The organism is Streptomyces sp. NPDC003016, assembly GCF_053591455.1.
This window is the reverse complement of the sequence record NZ_JBSFTV010000051.1, coordinates 1-16240: the sequence shown is the minus strand read 5'-3', so window position 1 is coordinate 16240 and position 16240 is coordinate 1. Positions and strand designations below refer to the sequence as shown.

The window sequence follows — 16240 nt, the reverse complement described above, 5'->3', positions numbered from 1 at the left end:
GGAATGACATGAACGAGGAAGAGAAGTACCTCTTCGACCTCCGCGGCTACCTGGTCCTGCCGGACGCGCTCGGCCAGGACGAGGTCGCGGACATCAACGCGGCCCTCGACAACCACGGCCTGTGGGAGGGCGAGAACAAGCTCGGTTACCAGCTGCTCAAGCGGTACAACCCGTTCATCGTCAACGCCGGCCCGCTGCACACCACCCCGCGGCCGGTACGGAACCTGATCAGCCACCCGGCGGTGCTGCCCTGCCTGGAGGAGCTCCTCGGCCCCGACCTCCGCTATGACGAGGGGCAGGTCCTTTACGCGCGCAAGGGCGCGGGCGCCTTGATCCTGCACAACGGCAACACCCCGTGGGAGTACCCGCCGCTGACCTACCAGGTACGGGACGGGCGCATCTACGGAGGCCATATGATCGCGGCCTTCTGTCTCACCGACGCCCTCGCCGGCCAGGGCGGTTTCGCGGTGGTCCCCGGCAGCCACAAGGCCAACTTCCCGCCGCCGGAGGACTTCCAGACCTGGGCGAAGACCGGGGACTGGGTGAGCCGGGTGCCCGTCGAAGCCGGCACCGTCGTACTCTTCGCCGACACCGCGACCCATGGCAGCTGGCCCTGGGTGGCCGACTTCGAACGGCGGGTCGTCTTCTGCCGCTACACCGCGGGCATGGTGCAGCACAGCTCACCGGCCCCGGTACCGTCCGACCTGCCGGGCGAGGAATGGACGCCCGTGGAGCAGCGGCTGCTCCGCCCGCCGTACGCCTGGCACTTCCAGCACGACGAGGCCGGCTACGCGGAGAAGTCCCGCACCTCGGTGCGCACCGAGGAGGGCTGGGTCATGGACGACCACTCCGGCCAGATCTTCGCCGTGAACGAGGACACCGGATCGGAGCGTGGCTGAGATGGCGGCCATCACGCTCAGCTCCCTGGACACCGAGGGCTTCAACCACCAGATCAGGACCAGCCCCCTCGGCATGATGACGCGGCTGCACGAGGAGGGAACCGTCTGCGTCATCCGGTCCGGGGAGAAGCACCGCCTCATCGTCACCTCGGAACCGGAACTCGCCGCGGCGGCCCTGGCCCACGGCTCCCGCAACCACCGCGAGCTGCTCCGGCAGCTGGTCGGCTCCGGCCTGTTCGTGGTCACCTCGGGCGAACAGTGGCGCCGCCGCCGGGGCCTGCTGCGCCCGATGTTCGCCGCCCGCGCGGTGGCCGAGCTGCACGGTCTGGTGATCGAGGCCACCGAGGACTTCGTACAGCGGCAGCTGCTGCCTTCCGCGGCGCAGTCCATCGACCTTGCCGAAACATTCCAGCAGCTGAGCATCGAGATCATCCTCCGGCTCGTCGAACCGGAACTCGCGGGACCCGAACTGGCCGAGCTGACCTCCGCCCTGCACGCCGCGGTCGGCTATCTCGACACCCGGCTGTTCGCCCCGGAGAAGGTCGAGGAGACCGACCACGACAGGTTCGCCGCCGACCGCGCGGTCCTGGAGGACTTCATCGACGAGCGCGCCGCGCGCCATACCTGCCCCGTCACCGGCCGCGGGCTGCTCGCCGACCTCGTCGTCGCCCTGCGCGAGGACGGACAGGAGGCGGATACCGCACAGGCGCTGCGGGAGGAGCTGCTCTCCGTGTTCGTCGCCGGGGTGGAGACCATGGGCACCCTGCTGACCTGGATCTTCCACAACATGGCGGCGCATCCCGAGACCCGGGACCGCGCACTCCGGGAAGTCCTCGCCGAGGACCTGCGGCAGCTGTCCGACCTGCCCTCCCTGCCGTCCGGGGCCCTTCCGTACACCCGGGCCGTGGTCGAGGAATCGCTGCGGCTCCACCCGCCGGCCTGGGCGCTCTTCCGCCGGATCGACGCACCGCTCGAAGCGGCGGGCATCCGGCTGGAAGTCGGCGACGTCGTCATGTCCAGTACGTGGGCCATCCACCGCGCCCCCGAACTCTGGGACGCACCACAGGAGTTCCGCCCCGAGCGGTTTCTGGGCGAACGCCCGCCCGCCCAGCAGTACTTCCCCTTCGGGGCGGGCCCGCACCAGTGTCTGGGCCGCCAGTTCTCGCTGCTGGAAGCCCAGGTGGCCAGTGCGACCATTCTCAGCCACGGCACCCTTGACGTGGACATCCCCCCTGAGGGCACCGGACTCCGCCCGACCATCGCACTGGCACCCCACCCCCACCCCCGGGCCCGGTTCCTCCCGCACACCGCCGACACCGCCCGGGGAGGGGCCAGGTGAGCGACACCCGCGCCGCGGCGGAGGAGGTCATCGCCGGATCCTGGGAGCATCACACCGGGATGCCGCCCGCGGCGGACTCCAACTTCTTCGCCGACGGCGGCACCTCCGTCGGCATGATCCGGCTGGTCCAGGACATCGGGGACGGCTTGGGCGTGGCCCTGGAGTTCGCGGACGTCTACGCCGTGGAGACCTACGCGGAGCTGTGCGAGCTGATCGGCGCCCAGCGCGCCGCGACCGGCAGCCCCGGCCAGGCCCCGCTCCGGGGCTCGGCATGACGGCCTCCATACCGTCCGAGGGCCGGGCGCCGGCGGGTACGGACGGCCCGTGGGTGCGGGTGTCACCGCCCCAGCCCCGGAAGCGGGTGGACCGGGACCTCGCCCGGATCGACGAGTGGCTGCGCAGCTACGTGGGCAGCGCCAATCCGGAGCTCGGGCGCCGCGGCCCGGTCTGCCCGTTCGTCCCTCCCGCCCTCAGCGACCACGCGGTGCAGTTCAGCCTCCGGTACGAGATCGACGGCCTCGACGGCGCACTGCTGCACCGGGCTCTGGAGGCCGAGATACGGGACTTCGTCCGGGTGGCGAGGCCGGTCCCGCACTCCGGCACCTCGCTGGAGAGCCGGGTGGTGGCCCTTCCCGACACCGGGCCCGAGGGGTGGCGCACCCTGGACCGGGAGTACGAGGCCCTGAAGGACAAGGCGGTGGACAGCGGCCTGATGATCGGCCAGTTCCACCCCCACTGCGACGAACGGGCCGTGCGCAACCCGGCGTTCAGAGTCTCCGTGGCTCCGCTGGGGGTACTCGCGATACGCCGGATGGCACCGCACGACGTGCTCTTCCTGCACGACCGCCGGAACTGGTTCGGCATCTACGACCGGCTGTTCCGGTCCTACTACCAGCGCGGGCGGATCAGGGACCCGCTGCTGCGCCGGCTCCACCGCGCGGGGGTGGGCCGCCACGGGCTGCCCCCCGTCGTTGTCCAGGAACACGAGAAGGAGGAATGATGCACCAGGATCTCTTCCACGTGGTCGTCAACCACGAGGACCAGTACTCGGTCTGGCCCACCTACCACGACGTTCCCCGGGGCTGGCGGACCGTCGGGGAGCCCTCGCCGCGGGAGGACTGCCTGCGGAGGATCGAGGAGCTGTGGACGGACATGACGCCGAAGTCGCTGCGCGAAGCGGCCCCGGCCGGCTGACCGGCCGGGGCCGGGCCGCCGGAGCCGTCCACCGTCGCCGCGCCGTGCTGCAACGGTTGCACATACCAGGAAATCGCAGAGGGAATGATGCTGGAACAAGTTCGACTGCCGCTACGCCACCGCGCGTTCCGGACGGTGTGGTGCGGTGAGACGCTGTCGATGCTGGGCGACTACAGCTTCGAAGTGGCATTCGTCTGGCTGGTGTTCCAGGAGACCGGATCGGCCGGGGCACTGGCGGCGGTGCTGCTGGTGCAGACGGTGCCGCGCGGGGTGCTGCTGCTGGTCGGGGGCGCGGTCACCGACCGGGTGTCGCCCCGTACGGTCATGCTCTGCTCCCACCTGGTCCGAGGCACCGCGGTGGGGATGCTCGGCCTGCTGGCCGTGATGGACAACGTGCAGGTGTGGCACCTGTACGCCCTGGGGGCCGTCGCGGGGGTGGCGGAGGCCTTCTTCATGCCGGCCCAGGACAGCATCCTGCCGTCCCTGCTGCCCACCGAGCAGATTCCGCGTGGGAACGCGCTGGTCGGTTTCGGCGAGCAGGGCGCCCGGTTCCTCGGGCCGCTGCTCGGCGCCTCCCTGGTGGCCATGGTGGGGACCCCGGCCGCGATCCTGCTCAACAGCGGCACCTTCTTCGCGGCCGCCTGGACCGTCCTCGCCGCGCCGAGGCGCCGGCCCGACGTCGAGGAGTCCAAGCCGCTCTCGGTCATCGGCAGCGAGATCGTCGAGGGCCTCCGGTACACCCGGCGGAACCGTGAGGCCCGTACCGTCCTCATGATCATCGGTGCGGCGGCGCTGAGCTACAGCGGCCTCTTCGCGGTGGCCCTCCCGGCGCTGGCGAAGTCCTTCTCCCCGGACTCCATGGCCCTGGGCCTGCTCCTGTCCGCCTGGGGACTCGGCCAGCTGACCGGGACGATCGCGGCGGTCTTCACCGGCCTGCCGCGGCGCTGGGGCATCCTGATCATCGGCATGACGCTCACGGAGGGCGTGGCCTTCACGCTCCTCGGTGTCCTCCCGAACGTCTGGCTGGCCGCCGCCACCCTGGCCCTGCTCGGCGTGGGCGTGGCGTACTCCAGCGACGTGGCCCTGCCCACGTTCATCCAGACCCGGACCCCCGAGGAGGTCCTGGGCCGCATCAACAGCGTCATGTACCTGCCCCGGGTCGTCCTCGAACCGATCTCCCTGGCGGTCATGGGGCTCCTGGTCACGGGCGACCTGCGCGTGGCCTTCGCGGTGGCCGCCGTCCCGGCCCTGGCGGTCGGGGTCCGCCTGGCCTTCGACAGCGGCGCCCGCAGCCTCACCACCGCCGCCAAGGAGCCTCAGGCGGCCCCCGCGGCCGGCCCGGGGGCCGCCTGAGCGCCTCCGGCCGGTGCGGCGGTCGACGGCCTTGCGGCCGGGGAAGACCGCTGCCGGCTGCGGCATGGCCGGCCCGGAGAAGGCTCGCCCGAAGCGGGCCCCGCACACCGCGTGGGCACCGTCCTCCGGCACCACGACGGAAGTCGCCCGGTCGGCCATGGCGGAGACGGCCTCAGCCGCCGAACGGATCACCAGGGGAATACGGCAGCCGTTCGGTTCCCACCAGCTGGTTGCCAGGGCACGGCCCAGAAGTGGCAGGCCGGGCCGGTTGTGCGAGGTGCTGCCACAAGAAGGTATGCACCAGGGCGTTGTTGTAGGCGGACTGTTCGTTGTCGCCGGCGCCCGCGTGGCCGCCGCCGGTGTTCTCGTGGAACAGCACCGGGTGGCCGAGCTCACGCAGCCGTGCGGCCGTTTTGCGGGCATGGCCGGGGTGGACGCGGTCGTCACGGGTGGAGGTCATCAGGAGGACCGGCGGGTACACCCGGTCCGCAGTGATCCGGTGGTAGGGGGAGAGCGCGCGGAGGTGGGGGCGGTCGGCTCCGTCGTCCGGGTTGCCGTACTCGGCGATCCAGGACGCGCCGGCGAGGAGCTTGTGGAAGCGGAGCATGTCCAGCAGCGGTACCTGGGCGACGATCGCGCCGAACAGCTTCGGGTAGCGGGTGAGCATCGCGCCCATGAGCAGGCCGCCGTTGCTGCCTCCCGCGGCGCCCAGCATGCCCGGGGTGGTGATGCCCCGCGCGACGAGGTCCGCGGCGACGGCCGCGAAGTCCTCGAAGGCTCGCGGCCGTTCCGCGCCGAGCGCGGCCCGGTGCCAGTCCGGTCCGTACTCGCCGCCGCCCCGGATGTTCGCGATCACGTAGGTGCCGCCGCGCTCCAGCCACGCCCGGCCCCTCACGGCGCCGTAGAAGGGGGTGAGGGAGACCTCGAAGCCGCCGTAGCCGTAGAGCAGGGCGGGGCCGGGGCCGGTGAGGGCACGGTCGGGGCCGGTCACGAAGTACGGCACCCGCGTGCCGTCCCGGGAGGTCGCGAAGAACTGCTCCACCACCAGGCCGGCCGTGCCGAAGCGGGCCTGAGCCTGCTTGAGGATCTCCGTGTCGGCGCCGATCTTCCCGCGGTAGAGGGTGGAGGGCTGCAAGAACCCCGCCACATCCAGGAAGTACTCGTCGGAGACGTCCGGGTCCGTGTCCACGACGGTGACCGCGGACAGCGCCGGGACGTCCGCGAGCGGCTTGCGCGCCCACCCGCCGCCGGGGGCGGGGGTGAGGACCTCGATGCGGGTACTGACGTCGCGCATCGTCTCCAGGACCAGATGGTGGCGGGTCCATGAGTGCCCGGCCAGAGCCGTCCGCTCATCCGGCGTGAACAGCACCTCGGGGGTGCGGTCGCCGGCCAGGAAGGCGTCGAAGCCGAACGCCAGCAGGGAACCCGCCCGCTGTCCGAGCCAGTCGGACTTCAGGGTGACGATCAGGTACTGGCGGTGGGCGTAGGCACGGGCGTCGTCGGGAACGTCGATCTTCACGAGCGTGGTCTCGGAGGTGAGGAGGTACATCTCGCTGCGGAAGAAGTCCAGCGAGCGGCCGACGAAGTCCCGCTCGAAACCGGGTGTGGTGTCGTGCAGGCCCCAGGCCGACACGTCTCCCGTGTCGGCCTCGAAAACCAGGGCGGCTTCCTCCAGCGGCGTGCCGCGCCGCCACCTGCGCACCGTGCGCGGATAGCCGGCGTCGGTCAGCGAGCCGAGCCCGAAGTCCGTCCCGACGAAGACGGTGTCGGCGTCGATCCACCCGATCCGCGTCTTCGCCTCCCCCACCCGGAACCCTCCCTCGACAAAGGTCCGGGTGGCGAGGTCGAACTCGCGGACCACCACGGCATCACCACCGTCGCGCGACAGGCGCACCAGCGCCCGGTCGCAGTCGGGGCGGCGCACCTGCGCACCGGCCCACACCCACTTCTCGCCCTCCGCGGCGGCGAGCGCGTCGACGTCGAGGAGGATCTCCCACTCGGGCTCATCCTTGCGGTACTGCTCCAGCGTCGTACGCCGCCACACACCGCGCACATGCCCGGCGTCCCGCCAGAAGTTGTAAAGGAACGCTCCGCGACGGGTGGTGTAGGGGATGCGGTCGGAAGCGTCCAGCACCTCCCGCAGGCGCTCCTTCAGGGAAGCGAACCCGGCGCCGGCAGCCAGCACGGCCTCCGTCTCGGCGTTCCGCTCGGCCACCCACGCGAGCGCGGCCTCACCCTCAACGTCTTCCAGCCACAGGTACGGGTCGTCATCGATCACAAGCCGAATTGTGCAGGCCCGCAGCGCACGGCGAGACCACATCCACCCATCTCCGGACGTGCGTCCCCGGCTGCGGTGCCGGGGCAGGTGAAGAACCTGGTCGCAGGCGCCCACCACACCTACCGCTCCCGCACGGCGTCCGATGCGCGCAGAATGCGCACGTCCGAGCCTGCGTGGGCCATGCCCTTCAGCGAAAACCCCCGTGCGAAACGGGCCGGGCCGCACCCGGTCCACCGCCGCCACCCCCGACGGCAAGCGCTCCGTGACGCTCTCCCTCACCACCCGGCTCGGGGAGAGCACCACGCCGCAGCTCCTGGCCCAGCTCCGCGACGTCCAGGAGGACTTCGTCTGCGGGCTGCTCCGCCGCTGAGGGGCGCGCGCAGGTAAGCAGGACCACATCGATCTCTTGCATCATCCTCCGCAACAGGGGCACATGGGGATGACGGTGGTCAGGAAGCGGCCCGTCCTACAGGCATGCCTCCTGGAGCCCACCTTGCTGTTTCCGTACTACCGACTCGACGTGGACCGTCTCGTGATCGAGGTTCACGAAGTGATCGACTTCGGCGAGGAGGACGCCGCTGAAAGCGAGCTGCGCGCGCTGATCTCGGGTTCCGGTGCCCGGATCGTGATTGTCGATGTGCACACACCGCTGGTCACCGCTGTGGCCGTCAACGTGCTGCTGCGCGTTCGGCAGGTCGCCCGCCGTGGAGGAGCCGTGCTGGCTGTGGTGGCACGCCGTCCTCTGGCCCGCAAGGTGTTCCGCATCGCCGGCGTGTACCGGTTTCTGCTGGTGACCGCCACGTTGTCCGGCGCCGTGGCCTGCGCGCGCGGGTGCCGTCCCGTCTCGAAGCAGCCGTCGCGGTGGGATCAGGACGTCGGTGGGTGACCCCCTGCGGCTCAGGGCCGGGGGCGCAGCTCGTCCGGGGCCGGTGGCCGCCCGGCGATGTTGGTCAGGAGGTCGGTGCACAGGTCGCGCAGCTTGATGTTGCGGTGCTGGGAGGCGCTGCGCAGGACCGTGAAGGCACGTTCGGCGGTGCACCGCTGCTGTCCCATGATCACGCCGATGGCCTGATCGATGACGGTGCGGGACTTCAGTGCGGTCTGCAGGTGGTCGGCGAATTCCTGGGCGTCGCCGATGCGCTGCGCCAGCGCGATCGCTCCGGTGGCCTGCGCCGCCAACGCGCGGAGGAAATCCATGTCGACGTCCGCCGACCCGTCCGGCTTGGCGAAGTACAGGTTCAAGGCACCGGCTGTGTGGGTGTGGGCCGCGATCGGCAGCGAGACGGAGGAGCGGGTGTCGTACGCCACGGCATAGGCGGGGTAGTCGCCCCAGCGCCGCTCGTCCATCATGTCGCCGACCAGGACTTCTTCTTCCGTGCGCAGCGCCTGGAGGCACGGGCCGTCGTCCTGGCCGTACTGCTTCTCGTCCAGCTCCATGGCTCTTGAGCCGGCGCTGGCCACCGTCAGGGGCCGGCCCTGGCGCTCCAGAGTGATGCCGCACCCCTCGGCGGCCGGGCTGCGTTCCAGAGCACGGTCGGCGAGAGCCTGCAGGAATTCATCGACACTTTCGGCGTCGAGCAGCAAGCCGGTCAGGTCCGGTAGGTCGGAGAGGGGTCCGTCAACCATGGTCGTTCCTCTTCCGGGCCGACAGACCCGTGATTGGCCGTGAAAGCGGGTGGTTGCCGGGGTCCACGGAATCCAGCCCGAGGGTGATGCCTCCAGCGTGTTGCGGTCCGCCCGGCTCCGGCGGGGAGGCGATGAGGGCGGCTCTTTCATTGTCGCAGCTCCGGTGCGTACGAGGGACTCAGCCGCCCCGATCCGCTCTGCCTTCTCGCGCAGCGGTCGCCGGCAGGCCCGGACCGGTGTTCCTCGGGCCGGGAAGCGGCGCGTGAGGGCATGGCGGGGGACCTGGGCCTGGACCTACTGGAGATCACCGTCGGCGTACGCGAACTCGGCATCAGCCCCTCCGACACCTGCCGCGGACCGCCACGGACCGCCGCGGAGACGTTCCGTCCTTGTCCGCCCGGGCTGCATCGCGTCCTTCCGCCACGCCCTGCCGGACGCCGCCGAGTCATCCGAGGGGGACCCGGCCCAGGTCCACGCGCCGACATCCGCCGTACGGGGAACGGATGGCACCATCACCTCCGACGCATGGGCGCAGCGCCTGGCACGCGGCCGGTGACAGACGCGCGGCCGAAGTCCGGGGCTCCGCACACGGGGCCTATTACAGTGCGCCGGACGCCGTGGCCACGCTGATCGAGGAATTCACAGCAGGAGAGCGCGCATGAAGCCGTCGAAGACGCCCGACCGTTCGCAGTCCCGGCATCCGGAGCGTCCGTCGCCCTGGCTGCGCCTGCTGCCCGGCATCTCCCCCGAGCGGCGCGGCTTCGTGCTGGCCTGGTGGGGGTTCGCCCTCGCCTTCGGCGGGATGCGCCTGCTCACCTGGCTCATCCACATCGACGTGGCCGGGGTGGGCGACGTACAGGCCGGCGGGGTGCACATCCACCACTACGTGTGGGGAATCCTGCTGCTCGCGGCGGTGGGCGCGGTCGGGCTGGTCGAACGCTCGGCGCGGGTGCGCGCCTGGATGGGGCTCGCCTACGGGGTGGGCCTAGCCCTGGTCCTCGACGAGGCGGCACTGCTGATCAGCCTGGAGGACGTGTACTGGGACACCGAGGGCGGGGTCAGCATCGCCCTGGCCATCGCCGTGATCGCCGCCGCGGGAAGTGTCCTCGCGATGACGCGGGGGCGGCGCGCCTCCGGAGGGGACCGGGGCGACGGATGACGCGCCGGTGACGGCCGGCGTCACCCGGCTGGAGCGCATGAGCGCCGAGTGCTTGCCGCGCGAACGAGGGGCCGAGGCCGCCTTCCGCGGCTCCTCCGGGTCGGATGCCCTCGCTGAGCGGCATCCTGGGCTGCGCCTGGGTGTGCCAGTTGCGGGCCGATGGTTACGGGCGGGACTGTCGCCACCGATCGTGCACCTGCTGGCAGGCGGCCGCCAGGGCCTCGCCGGTTTCCGGAGAGCGACCCGGCAACCTCACACCCGTCGCAGTACCGCGGTGTCGCAATAAGGGGGCCGACGCTGTGTCCGCTCGGGCGGCCAGGGCGCCACAAGGCCCCGGCCTTGGGCCGGGGCCTTCACTGCTGCGGATCAGTCGGTGGACAGCGCCTGAAGGAGATCGCCTGTCTTGGGGTCGGGCAGGGCTCGGGCCACGTCGGCCTGGGCGACCATGCCCACGAGGTCGTGGCCGTCGACAACCGGCAGGCGGCGCACCTTGTGCTGGGTCATGGTGCGCAGAATCTCTTCGGCGTCGTCGTCGGCGCCGATGGTCACCGCCTCGCCCTGCGCCAGTTCGCCTGCTGTGCAGTCGGCGGGGTCCTTGCCGGCACCGAGTACCTTCACGACGATGTCGCGGTCAGTGAGCATGCCCTTGAGCTTGTTGTCCGTGCCGCAGATCGGCAGGGCGCCGACGCCCAGCCGGGTCATCTTCTCCGCGGCGGCCAGCACGGTTTCTTCCGCGCCGATGCACTCCGTGCCTTCGGTCATGATCTCTCGTGCGGTGGTCATGCGCTGTCCTGCCTTTCACGGGTGGTTGTCGGACATGATCTGTTTTGCGGGCGCGGGTCGCCGGTCAGTGCCGCTCTCCTCGGCCCCGCCGACCCTGCGGACCTTCTCGTCCAGTTCGTTCAGGGCCTCGGCAGACCACGCTTCGGCCGGCAGTGGAAACAACCGGTCCTCTTCGTCGTCCGCGTGTGCGGTGACCGACGACTTCAGTCGCGCGATCGTCCACGTACCTGCGTACCGCCGGGTGCGGGTGCTCCCACCTCGGCGACCGAGCGGCGTACGGGGTCGTCTCGCCTTGCGCCAGCGGACTGCGGGCAGCGGGGCGGCAGCCTCAGGCCGCGAGAGTGGTGTCCGGTGCGAGTGGTGCCCGAAAGTCCCCTTCGGGTTGCCTGGCCGCCTCCAGGATCTCGTCGGCAGCCGCGATCGCATCAGTGATCGAACGGGTCCCGGTCACCACGCACAGCGTGTAGGTGACGTCTGCAAGCTCTCGTTGCCACGCCTGGTCAGGCTTCTCCGCAAGCGCAATGCGTGCGCTCGCATACCTGGCAAGCAGAGTTCTCACACGGCGCGGCTCCGGCTTCAACACCACTACAGTCCCTCCCGCAGACTCTCTTGAGTGCTGTACGTGTTCCCGCGCGAGGCGCTCTCATGCAACACAATGTTCCGGATACCGGCTCAGACGGTGCGCGAAGGCCCGCATCGGCCTGGACGCCGGAGCGTCCGGAAGGTGCGGCGAGCGGCTCCGGTTTCCCGCCGTCATCGCGGGACGGGCTCCAGCCTGGAACGGAAGTGCCGCAGGATCGGGGCCTGTTCGACCATCCGGTAGCCGGGAATCCGGTCCTTGTCCTTCACGGTCGCCTCAAGGACCCGGCCGGCGTAATCCAGGTGGCCGGAAATGCAGGTCCTGCGGGGAAGCGCGAGCCGTACCAGTTCGCAGGGGCCGTGACGACCGGTTTTCCGTCCTCGTCCTCCCTGCCGAGGTAGAGCGAGCCGGGCTCCGCCGACCGGATGCCGCCTTCCAGGTAGAGCCGGCAGGCGAGCGCATGGCCGGGAAAGCGGTGGGGAGGAATGTGCGGCAGGAGTCGTCCTGCGTTGAGGTGAAGGGCGTGCAGGCCAGGTGGTTCGAGGAGGTCGGCACCGGCGTTCCGGCACAGGCCGGCGAGGTGGCCCGCCGCCTCGGCGTGGGATCGAAGGTACTGGGGATCGGTGACTTCGGACAGGCCCTGGGCGACCGTCTCCAGGTCCCGTCCGGCCAGTCCGCCGCAGGCGGGGAAGCCCTCGGTGGCGATGAGCAGGAGTTCGCACCGCCCGGCGAGGTCGTCGTCACGCAGGCCGAGGAAGCCGCCGATGTGGGCGATGCCGTCCTTCTCGGCGCTCATCAGGCAGCCGTCGGCCGGCCGGAATGCCTCTTCGGCGACCTGTCGCGGAGTGTGGTTCCGGTAGGCGGATTCGTGCTGGGTGACCAGCCAGGCGTTCTCGGCGAATCGGGCGGCGTCCAGGAAGGAGAGCGCGCCGTGTTCACGGCACAGGGCCGCGGCGCGGGTGAGGTTGTCCGTGGAGACCGGCTGGCCGCCCCTCCGTTGTGGGTGATGGTCATGATCACCGCGGCGATCCGGGAGGCGTCGGGGCCGTGCAGTGCCTCCTCCAGTCCTCTGAGGTCGATGCCGCCTTTGAACGGTTCGTCGCTGTCGAGGTCCCTTGCCTGCGGACAGGGCAGGTCGTACGCCTGGCAACCGTTCAGTTCCACGTTGGCGCGGGTGGTGTCGAAGTGTGTGTTGCTCAGGGTGATCTGTCCGGGAACGAGCAGTGTGGAGAAGAGGATTCGCTCCGCCGCCCGGCCCTGGTGGACGGGCAGGACGTGGGGGTAGGACGTCAGCTCCCGTACCACGTCGTAGAAGCGGTGGAAGGAGCGCGAACCGGCCTCCACCCCCTGGCACTGACGAGCCGACGCGTCGACAGGCCGGTGCGGGGCCCGACCGCCACCGGCCTGCCGGGGTCGCACGTCCTCGACCCCGACCTGGCCGCCTTCTCCTGCGACCGGCCGCATCTCCCGCACGGGGGACGGGCGGTGGCCGCCCGGTCCCCGGCCGAAGTGCCGACCGAGGAGATGCTGGGCGAGCTGTACGGCGTACGGACCCGGATCGGTGTCCGCCCGACGACGGGCGCGCCCAGCATCGTCCGTCTGTCCCGAGCTGTCCGCCTCGAACTGTCCGTCCTGAGCGAAGGGGCTACAGGGTTACGGTGCCACGGTGATCTGCTGGGCCGGGTCGGTGGTGTTCGCCACCGTGTAGACGGCGTTGAAGGTGGAGCTCGTCGCGCTGGTCGGACAGCCGAATCCGCCGGTGACCTTGACCGGGACCGAGGCGTTGGTGAAGGCCAGCGAGGACGGGGCGCCGTTGGTCCAGGAGCCGGGGACGCTCGCCGCGGCGGTGGGCGCGGTGACGACCGTACAGGTGGCCAGCCCGGTCGTCTTGACCACGAGGCCGCCCGTCGGGACGGTCATGGTGGCCGTGGCCGGAGTCCCGTTCTGCATGGACACCTTCCAGTTGCCGCTGGTGGTGACGGTCGGGGTCACGCCCGGCATGCTCGAAGTGCAGGAGCTGTACGTGGGGGCGGAGATCGGCGAGGAGACCGGGCCGGCCGGGTTGTGGTTGCCGGGAGCGGCCGGGACGGTGCCGGTGGACACGGAGACCGAGCAGGTCACGGTGACCGAGCCGGCCTTGAGGGTGGCCTTGCCGCTGAGCGTGGCCTTGAAGGCGTGGCCGGCCGGGGTGACGGTGGTCGAGCCGGCCACCGCTGCCGGTAACGGTAACGGCGCGGCGGTGGCGGAGGCGGCGCCGAGGGTCAGCGCGCCTGCGGCGGCGAGCCCGAGGGCGAGGGTGGCACGGGTGCGGCTCATGACTGTGCTCCTTGGGGATCGGAGAGCGGTGCGGAGGAGGGGGTTCCGTCCGGTGCGGGCAGTGCGGATTCTGTGGTTCTGCCGGCTCCGGCAGGTGCGCCGGACCTGGGGGTTCGCGGCTGCCAGGCGAACATGAGGCCGCCGCCGAGGATGCCCAGCAGGGTCCCGATGAGGAACCCGCCGAGGTTCGACAGCACGAGCGCGGCGGTGGCGATGAGGGTGGTGAGGACCCCGGCGAGTGCGCGGTAGTGCGGGGCGAACCAGACGGAGACACCGAGGACGATCATCACGAGGCCCATCAGGACGGACGGGATCCCCGCCACGCCCTGGGTGAGCATGACCTTCAGCGGGGCGAGCGGCAGGACACAGATCTCGGCCCCGGCGAGGACGGCGGCGAAACCGCCCCAGAACGGCCGGCTGCGGCGCCACCGCCGGAACCGCGTCCGGCTCAGAAGCATTCCTTCTTGCCCTTGCTGATCTTCATGCTCAGGCCGGAGAGCTTGAAGGTACCGGCGTTGGTGGCCCACGCCGTCTGCCGCAGATCGGTGATGCTGACGGTGTCGGCCTGCTGGGCGAACATGTCCTGCATGCCCTGGGCGTCGGCCGGGCCCTTGTCCAGGGTGGAGGCGTCGCGGCCGATCTCGATGTTCGTGAAGGTCGCGTTGCCGGACAGCTGGGTGGCGTCGACGAAGAGGTTCGTCGCCTCGACCGGGGTCTTCCGACCGGCGGTCAGGTTGAGCGAGATGTCGCCGATCACCGGGAGCGAGGTGACCACCGACTGGCAGAGGCTGTTGAGCTCGGCCTCCTTGATGGCGGTGACCGCCACCGGGATGAGTTCCTCCCGGGCGTTGACGTCCACGCTGCCGTACTGGGCGAAGCCCTCGCCGGTCAGGCTCCGGGCGGAGACCTTGAACTGCTGGCCCGAGACGGCGAAGGAGGCGGCGAGCGCTCCTTGGGCGAGAGCGATGCCGAGGCCAGCGGTGACGGCGATGGCCGGGACCGTCAGGACGGCGAAGCGCCGCCATCTCACCCGGCCGTCGTCTAAGTCGTGATCCATGACAGATTCCCCTTGGGTGGGTGGGGGTCGGAGGTGCTGTGATCCGGTCTGAACCAGTGCGATCCGGTGGGACTGGGACCCGGTGCGACCCGGCGCGAGCCGCCGTCATCCGGCGTGATCCGGTCGCGTGTGATCGTTACTCGTCGGTACGACCGTGGAGTTGAATGTAAGAGTGCCAATGGTGGTTGGCAAGGTTGCGCGAACACCACCTTTCGGCCAAGTCCTACTGCTCCGTACGCAGCAGTGCGGCGACTTCCGCCTCCACTCTCCGCGCCATCGCCCGCGCGAACTCCGCGGCCACGACCTCACCCGCCACCGGGCGCAGCGCCGCTGCCGCCTCCGCGATGTGATCCAACTGCGTGGCCGAAAGCTGCTCCAGGCCCTCCGGGCCGATCACATGCCGCCGGAACAGGGCGACGAACCGGTCCGCGAGCGCCGCCGCCTGAGCGTGGACAAAGCCCCCCGCGTCCAGGATCTCCGCGAGCGGCACGCCCTGGCGCAGCAGCGTCAGGGTCGCCTCCAGCAGCAGCCGGCTCGGAAAGGTGACGGTGTCCCCGTCGACCCGTACGTACTCCAGCGCGGCGGCCCGCCGGGTGTCCTGGGATGTCGCCGCCGGGCCGAACAGCTCCCGCAGCTCGGCGAGGCCCATCGTGACGGGTTCCTCCTGCACCCAGTCCCGGGTCATCTCCCGTCTCAGTCCGAGGAGTTGGGCGATGCCGCCACCCTGCTCCCAGGCGGTCAGCAGCTCGGCGATGCCGTTCACCGTGTAGCCGCGGCCGAGCAGGTCGTCGATCAGCCGCAGCCGGGCCAGGTGATCGTCGGAGTACCAGGCGATCCGGCCCTCCCGGCGGGGCGGGGGCAGCAGCCCGCGCTCCTGGTAGTAACGCAGATTGCGGACTTTCACACCGGCCGCCCGGGCCACTTCCTCCCGGCGGTACCACGCCCCGCCCGCCGCCACCGCGTCCCCCGCCACCTCGCTGCTCACGGCCCCGAGCCTAGCGCCGTGCGGGACGCGCCCCAGGAGTTGTCGTCGAAGTGTCATGCCTGCACCGGCAGCGGGACGAGGGCGGAACAGTGTTCGACGACATCGCGACACCGGCAGATCCGTTTTCCAAAGGCCGGCGGGCGGCAGCCGGGTACGGACCGCCCTCGAGCCGCAGCCCTTGTCTCCGATGACGCGCTCCGGTTTCCCACGCGGTCCGCCAGAGGGCTCCGTCCCCTGCCCGTCGCCGACGCGTCGAGCGGGCAATCGGCCGGGTCGTGAGCGCCCGCCGTAGCGTCCGTGACCGTGAACGCCTTCCTCAACAGGTGAGGCCCACACCATCTGGTCACTCGCCGCCCTCACGGCCGGGTGACCGGCCTGCAACCGGCCCCGCTCCGGGCCGCTGATGACGAGTCACGCGCGGGCGGCACCCACCAGGGCGGAGATCACGATCGCGCCGACGGTGCGGCCGACGACCGCGTCACGATTTCCCGGCGTTCGCCCCCTGCCCCAGAGGGGGGGGCATGAGGGGAGCGGACATCTGGGAGAGGCCGGCCTCTGCCCTGCGCGGACGGCGGAGGAGGAGCGGAACGCGGGGATGGGCCGGGCACCCAGCCCCGCCGCATCGCCGCCCGCACCGTCGCCGAACGCATCGCGGACGAGCTGAAGACCCC

At 71.0% G+C, this 16240-nt stretch carries 18 protein-coding genes and 1 pseudogene; 9 read left to right on the top strand and 10 right to left on the bottom strand.

Translation table 11 applies throughout. From position 1 onward, the window contains the following. Positions 1 to 8: 8 nt before the first annotated feature. The 6 genes from ACWDZ4_RS31075 (at position 9) to ACWDZ4_RS31050 (ending at position 4785) form a co-directional block, all read left to right on the top strand. Positions 9 to 899 carry a phytanoyl-CoA dioxygenase family protein gene (locus ACWDZ4_RS31075; protein WP_451511720.1) on the top strand — a complete coding sequence of 297 codons (891 nt, stop codon included), beginning with the start codon at positions 9 to 11 and terminating at the stop codon, positions 897 to 899. 1 nt (position 900) lies between these two features. Next, positions 901 to 2238 (top strand): cytochrome P450, encoded by a 1338-nt coding sequence (locus ACWDZ4_RS31070; RefSeq protein ID WP_451511736.1) that lies wholly within the window; start codon positions 901 to 903, stop codon positions 2236 to 2238. Then, on the top strand, positions 2235 to 2513 hold the full coding sequence (locus ACWDZ4_RS31065) for an acyl carrier protein (protein WP_451511719.1): 279 nt from the start codon (positions 2235 to 2237) through the stop codon (positions 2511 to 2513). Before ACWDZ4_RS31070 ends, ACWDZ4_RS31065 begins: the two co-directional genes overlap by 4 nt. Further along, positions 2510 to 3238, top strand: coding sequence for a DUF6875 domain-containing protein (locus ACWDZ4_RS31060; RefSeq protein WP_451511718.1), 729 nt, complete (start codon positions 2510 to 2512; stop codon positions 3236 to 3238). Before ACWDZ4_RS31065 ends, ACWDZ4_RS31060 begins: the two co-directional genes overlap by 4 nt. Further along, positions 3235 to 3432 (top strand): MbtH family protein, encoded by a 198-nt coding sequence (locus ACWDZ4_RS31055; protein ID WP_451511717.1) that lies wholly within the window; start codon positions 3235 to 3237, stop codon positions 3430 to 3432. The genes ACWDZ4_RS31060 and ACWDZ4_RS31055 overlap by 4 nt, the downstream gene beginning before the upstream one ends. A gap of 84 nt (positions 3433 to 3516) precedes the next feature. Next, positions 3517 to 4785, top strand: a complete 1269-nt coding sequence (locus ACWDZ4_RS31050) for an MFS transporter (RefSeq protein ID WP_451511716.1) — start codon at positions 3517 to 3519, stop codon at positions 4783 to 4785. A gap of 172 nt (positions 4786 to 4957) precedes the next feature. Here the strand turns inward: ACWDZ4_RS31050 and ACWDZ4_RS31045 are convergent, their stop codons facing one another. Next, a complete protein-coding gene (locus ACWDZ4_RS31045) occupies positions 4958 to 7105 on the bottom strand; it encodes a prolyl oligopeptidase family serine peptidase (protein WP_451511715.1) in 2148 nt (715 codons plus the stop codon). 160 nt (positions 7106 to 7265) lie between these two features. On the opposite strand from ACWDZ4_RS31045, the gene ACWDZ4_RS31040 reads away from it, so the two are divergent. Further along, positions 7266 to 7433, top strand: coding sequence for a hypothetical protein (locus tag ACWDZ4_RS31040; protein ID WP_451511714.1), 168 nt, complete (start codon positions 7266 to 7268; stop codon positions 7431 to 7433). A 123-nt stretch (positions 7434 to 7556) separates the two neighbouring features. Further along, positions 7557 to 7949 carry an STAS domain-containing protein gene (locus tag ACWDZ4_RS31035; RefSeq protein WP_451511713.1) on the top strand — a complete coding sequence of 131 codons (393 nt, stop codon included), beginning with the start codon at positions 7557 to 7559 and terminating at the stop codon, positions 7947 to 7949. An 11-nt stretch (positions 7950 to 7960) separates the two neighbouring features. Here ACWDZ4_RS31035 and ACWDZ4_RS31030 read toward each other — a convergent pair whose 3' ends face one another. Continuing rightward, positions 7961 to 8689 (bottom strand): GAF and ANTAR domain-containing protein, encoded by a 729-nt coding sequence (locus tag ACWDZ4_RS31030; RefSeq protein WP_451511712.1) that lies wholly within the window; start codon positions 8687 to 8689, stop codon positions 7961 to 7963. 658 nt (positions 8690 to 9347) lie between these two features. Here ACWDZ4_RS31030 and ACWDZ4_RS31025 point away from each other — a divergent pair. After that, positions 9348 to 9848, top strand: coding sequence for a hypothetical protein (locus tag ACWDZ4_RS31025; protein ID WP_451511711.1), 501 nt, complete (start codon positions 9348 to 9350; stop codon positions 9846 to 9848). A gap of 366 nt (positions 9849 to 10214) precedes the next feature. Here the strand turns inward: ACWDZ4_RS31025 and ACWDZ4_RS31020 are convergent, their stop codons facing one another. From ACWDZ4_RS31020 to ACWDZ4_RS30985, 8 genes and pseudogenes are all read right to left on the bottom strand, one after another. Further along, positions 10215 to 10631, bottom strand: a complete 417-nt coding sequence (locus tag ACWDZ4_RS31020) for a CBS domain-containing protein (RefSeq protein ID WP_451511710.1) — start codon at positions 10629 to 10631, stop codon at positions 10215 to 10217. A gap of 328 nt (positions 10632 to 10959) precedes the next feature. Then, the gene (locus ACWDZ4_RS31015; RefSeq protein WP_451511735.1) at positions 10960 to 11214 is read right to left on the bottom strand and encodes a DUF5133 domain-containing protein; all 255 of its coding nucleotides are present in this window, start codon (positions 11212 to 11214) and stop codon (positions 10960 to 10962) included. Positions 11215 to 11476: 262 nt separating this feature from the next. Further along, positions 11477 to 12361 (bottom strand): beta-eliminating lyase-related protein, encoded by an 885-nt coding sequence (locus tag ACWDZ4_RS31010; protein WP_451511709.1) that lies wholly within the window; start codon positions 12359 to 12361, stop codon positions 11477 to 11479. Next, positions 12271 to 12675: pseudogene (locus ACWDZ4_RS31005) on the bottom strand (beta-eliminating lyase-related protein); the annotation flags it as partial. The gene ACWDZ4_RS31010 and the pseudogene ACWDZ4_RS31005, both read right to left, overlap by 91 nt. A 189-nt stretch (positions 12676 to 12864) precedes the next feature. Beyond that, positions 12865 to 13527, bottom strand: a complete 663-nt coding sequence (locus ACWDZ4_RS31000) for a hypothetical protein (protein WP_451511708.1) — start codon at positions 13525 to 13527, stop codon at positions 12865 to 12867. Further along, a complete protein-coding gene (locus ACWDZ4_RS30995; protein WP_451511707.1) occupies positions 13524 to 13985 on the bottom strand; it encodes a DUF6114 domain-containing protein in 462 nt (153 codons plus the stop codon). Before ACWDZ4_RS30995 ends, ACWDZ4_RS31000 begins: the two co-directional genes overlap by 4 nt. After that, positions 13976 to 14584, bottom strand: a complete 609-nt coding sequence (locus tag ACWDZ4_RS30990) for a DUF6230 family protein (RefSeq protein ID WP_451511706.1) — start codon at positions 14582 to 14584, stop codon at positions 13976 to 13978. The genes ACWDZ4_RS30995 and ACWDZ4_RS30990 overlap by 10 nt, the downstream gene beginning before the upstream one ends. 223 nt (positions 14585 to 14807) lie before the next feature. Further along, a complete protein-coding gene (locus ACWDZ4_RS30985) occupies positions 14808 to 15569 on the bottom strand; it encodes a MerR family transcriptional regulator (protein WP_451511705.1) in 762 nt (253 codons plus the stop codon). Positions 15570 to 16240: the final 671 nt, after the last annotated feature.

Coding starts and splice junctions, on each gene's coding strand:
- ACWDZ4_RS31075 (WP_451511720.1), top strand. CDS start 9: ATGAACGAGGAAGAGAAGTACCTCTTCGACCTCCGCGGCTACCTGGTC.
- ACWDZ4_RS31070 (WP_451511736.1), top strand. CDS start 901: ATGGCGGCCATCACGCTCAGCTCCCTGGACACCGAGGGCTTCAACCAC.
- ACWDZ4_RS31060 (WP_451511718.1), top strand. CDS start 2,510: ATGACGGCCTCCATACCGTCCGAGGGCCGGGCGCCGGCGGGTACGGAC.
- ACWDZ4_RS31055 (WP_451511717.1), top strand. CDS start 3,235: ATGATGCACCAGGATCTCTTCCACGTGGTCGTCAACCACGAGGACCAG.
- ACWDZ4_RS31050 (WP_451511716.1), top strand. CDS start 3,517: ATGATGCTGGAACAAGTTCGACTGCCGCTACGCCACCGCGCGTTCCGG.
- ACWDZ4_RS31045 (WP_451511715.1), bottom strand. CDS start 7,105: ATGTGGTCTCGCCGTGCGCTGCGGGCCTGCACAATTCGGCTTGTGATC.
- ACWDZ4_RS31030 (WP_451511712.1), bottom strand. CDS start 8,689: ATGGTTGACGGACCCCTCTCCGACCTACCGGACCTGACCGGCTTGCTG.
- ACWDZ4_RS31025 (WP_451511711.1), top strand. CDS start 9,348: ATGAAGCCGTCGAAGACGCCCGACCGTTCGCAGTCCCGGCATCCGGAG.
- ACWDZ4_RS31020 (WP_451511710.1), bottom strand. CDS start 10,631: ATGACCACCGCACGAGAGATCATGACCGAAGGCACGGAGTGCATCGGC.
- ACWDZ4_RS31000 (WP_451511708.1), bottom strand. CDS start 13,527: ATGAGCCGCACCCGTGCCACCCTCGCCCTCGGGCTCGCCGCCGCAGGC.
- ACWDZ4_RS30995 (WP_451511707.1), bottom strand. CDS start 13,985: ATGCTTCTGAGCCGGACGCGGTTCCGGCGGTGGCGCCGCAGCCGGCCG.
- ACWDZ4_RS30990 (WP_451511706.1), bottom strand. CDS start 14,584: ATGGATCACGACTTAGACGACGGCCGGGTGAGATGGCGGCGCTTCGCC.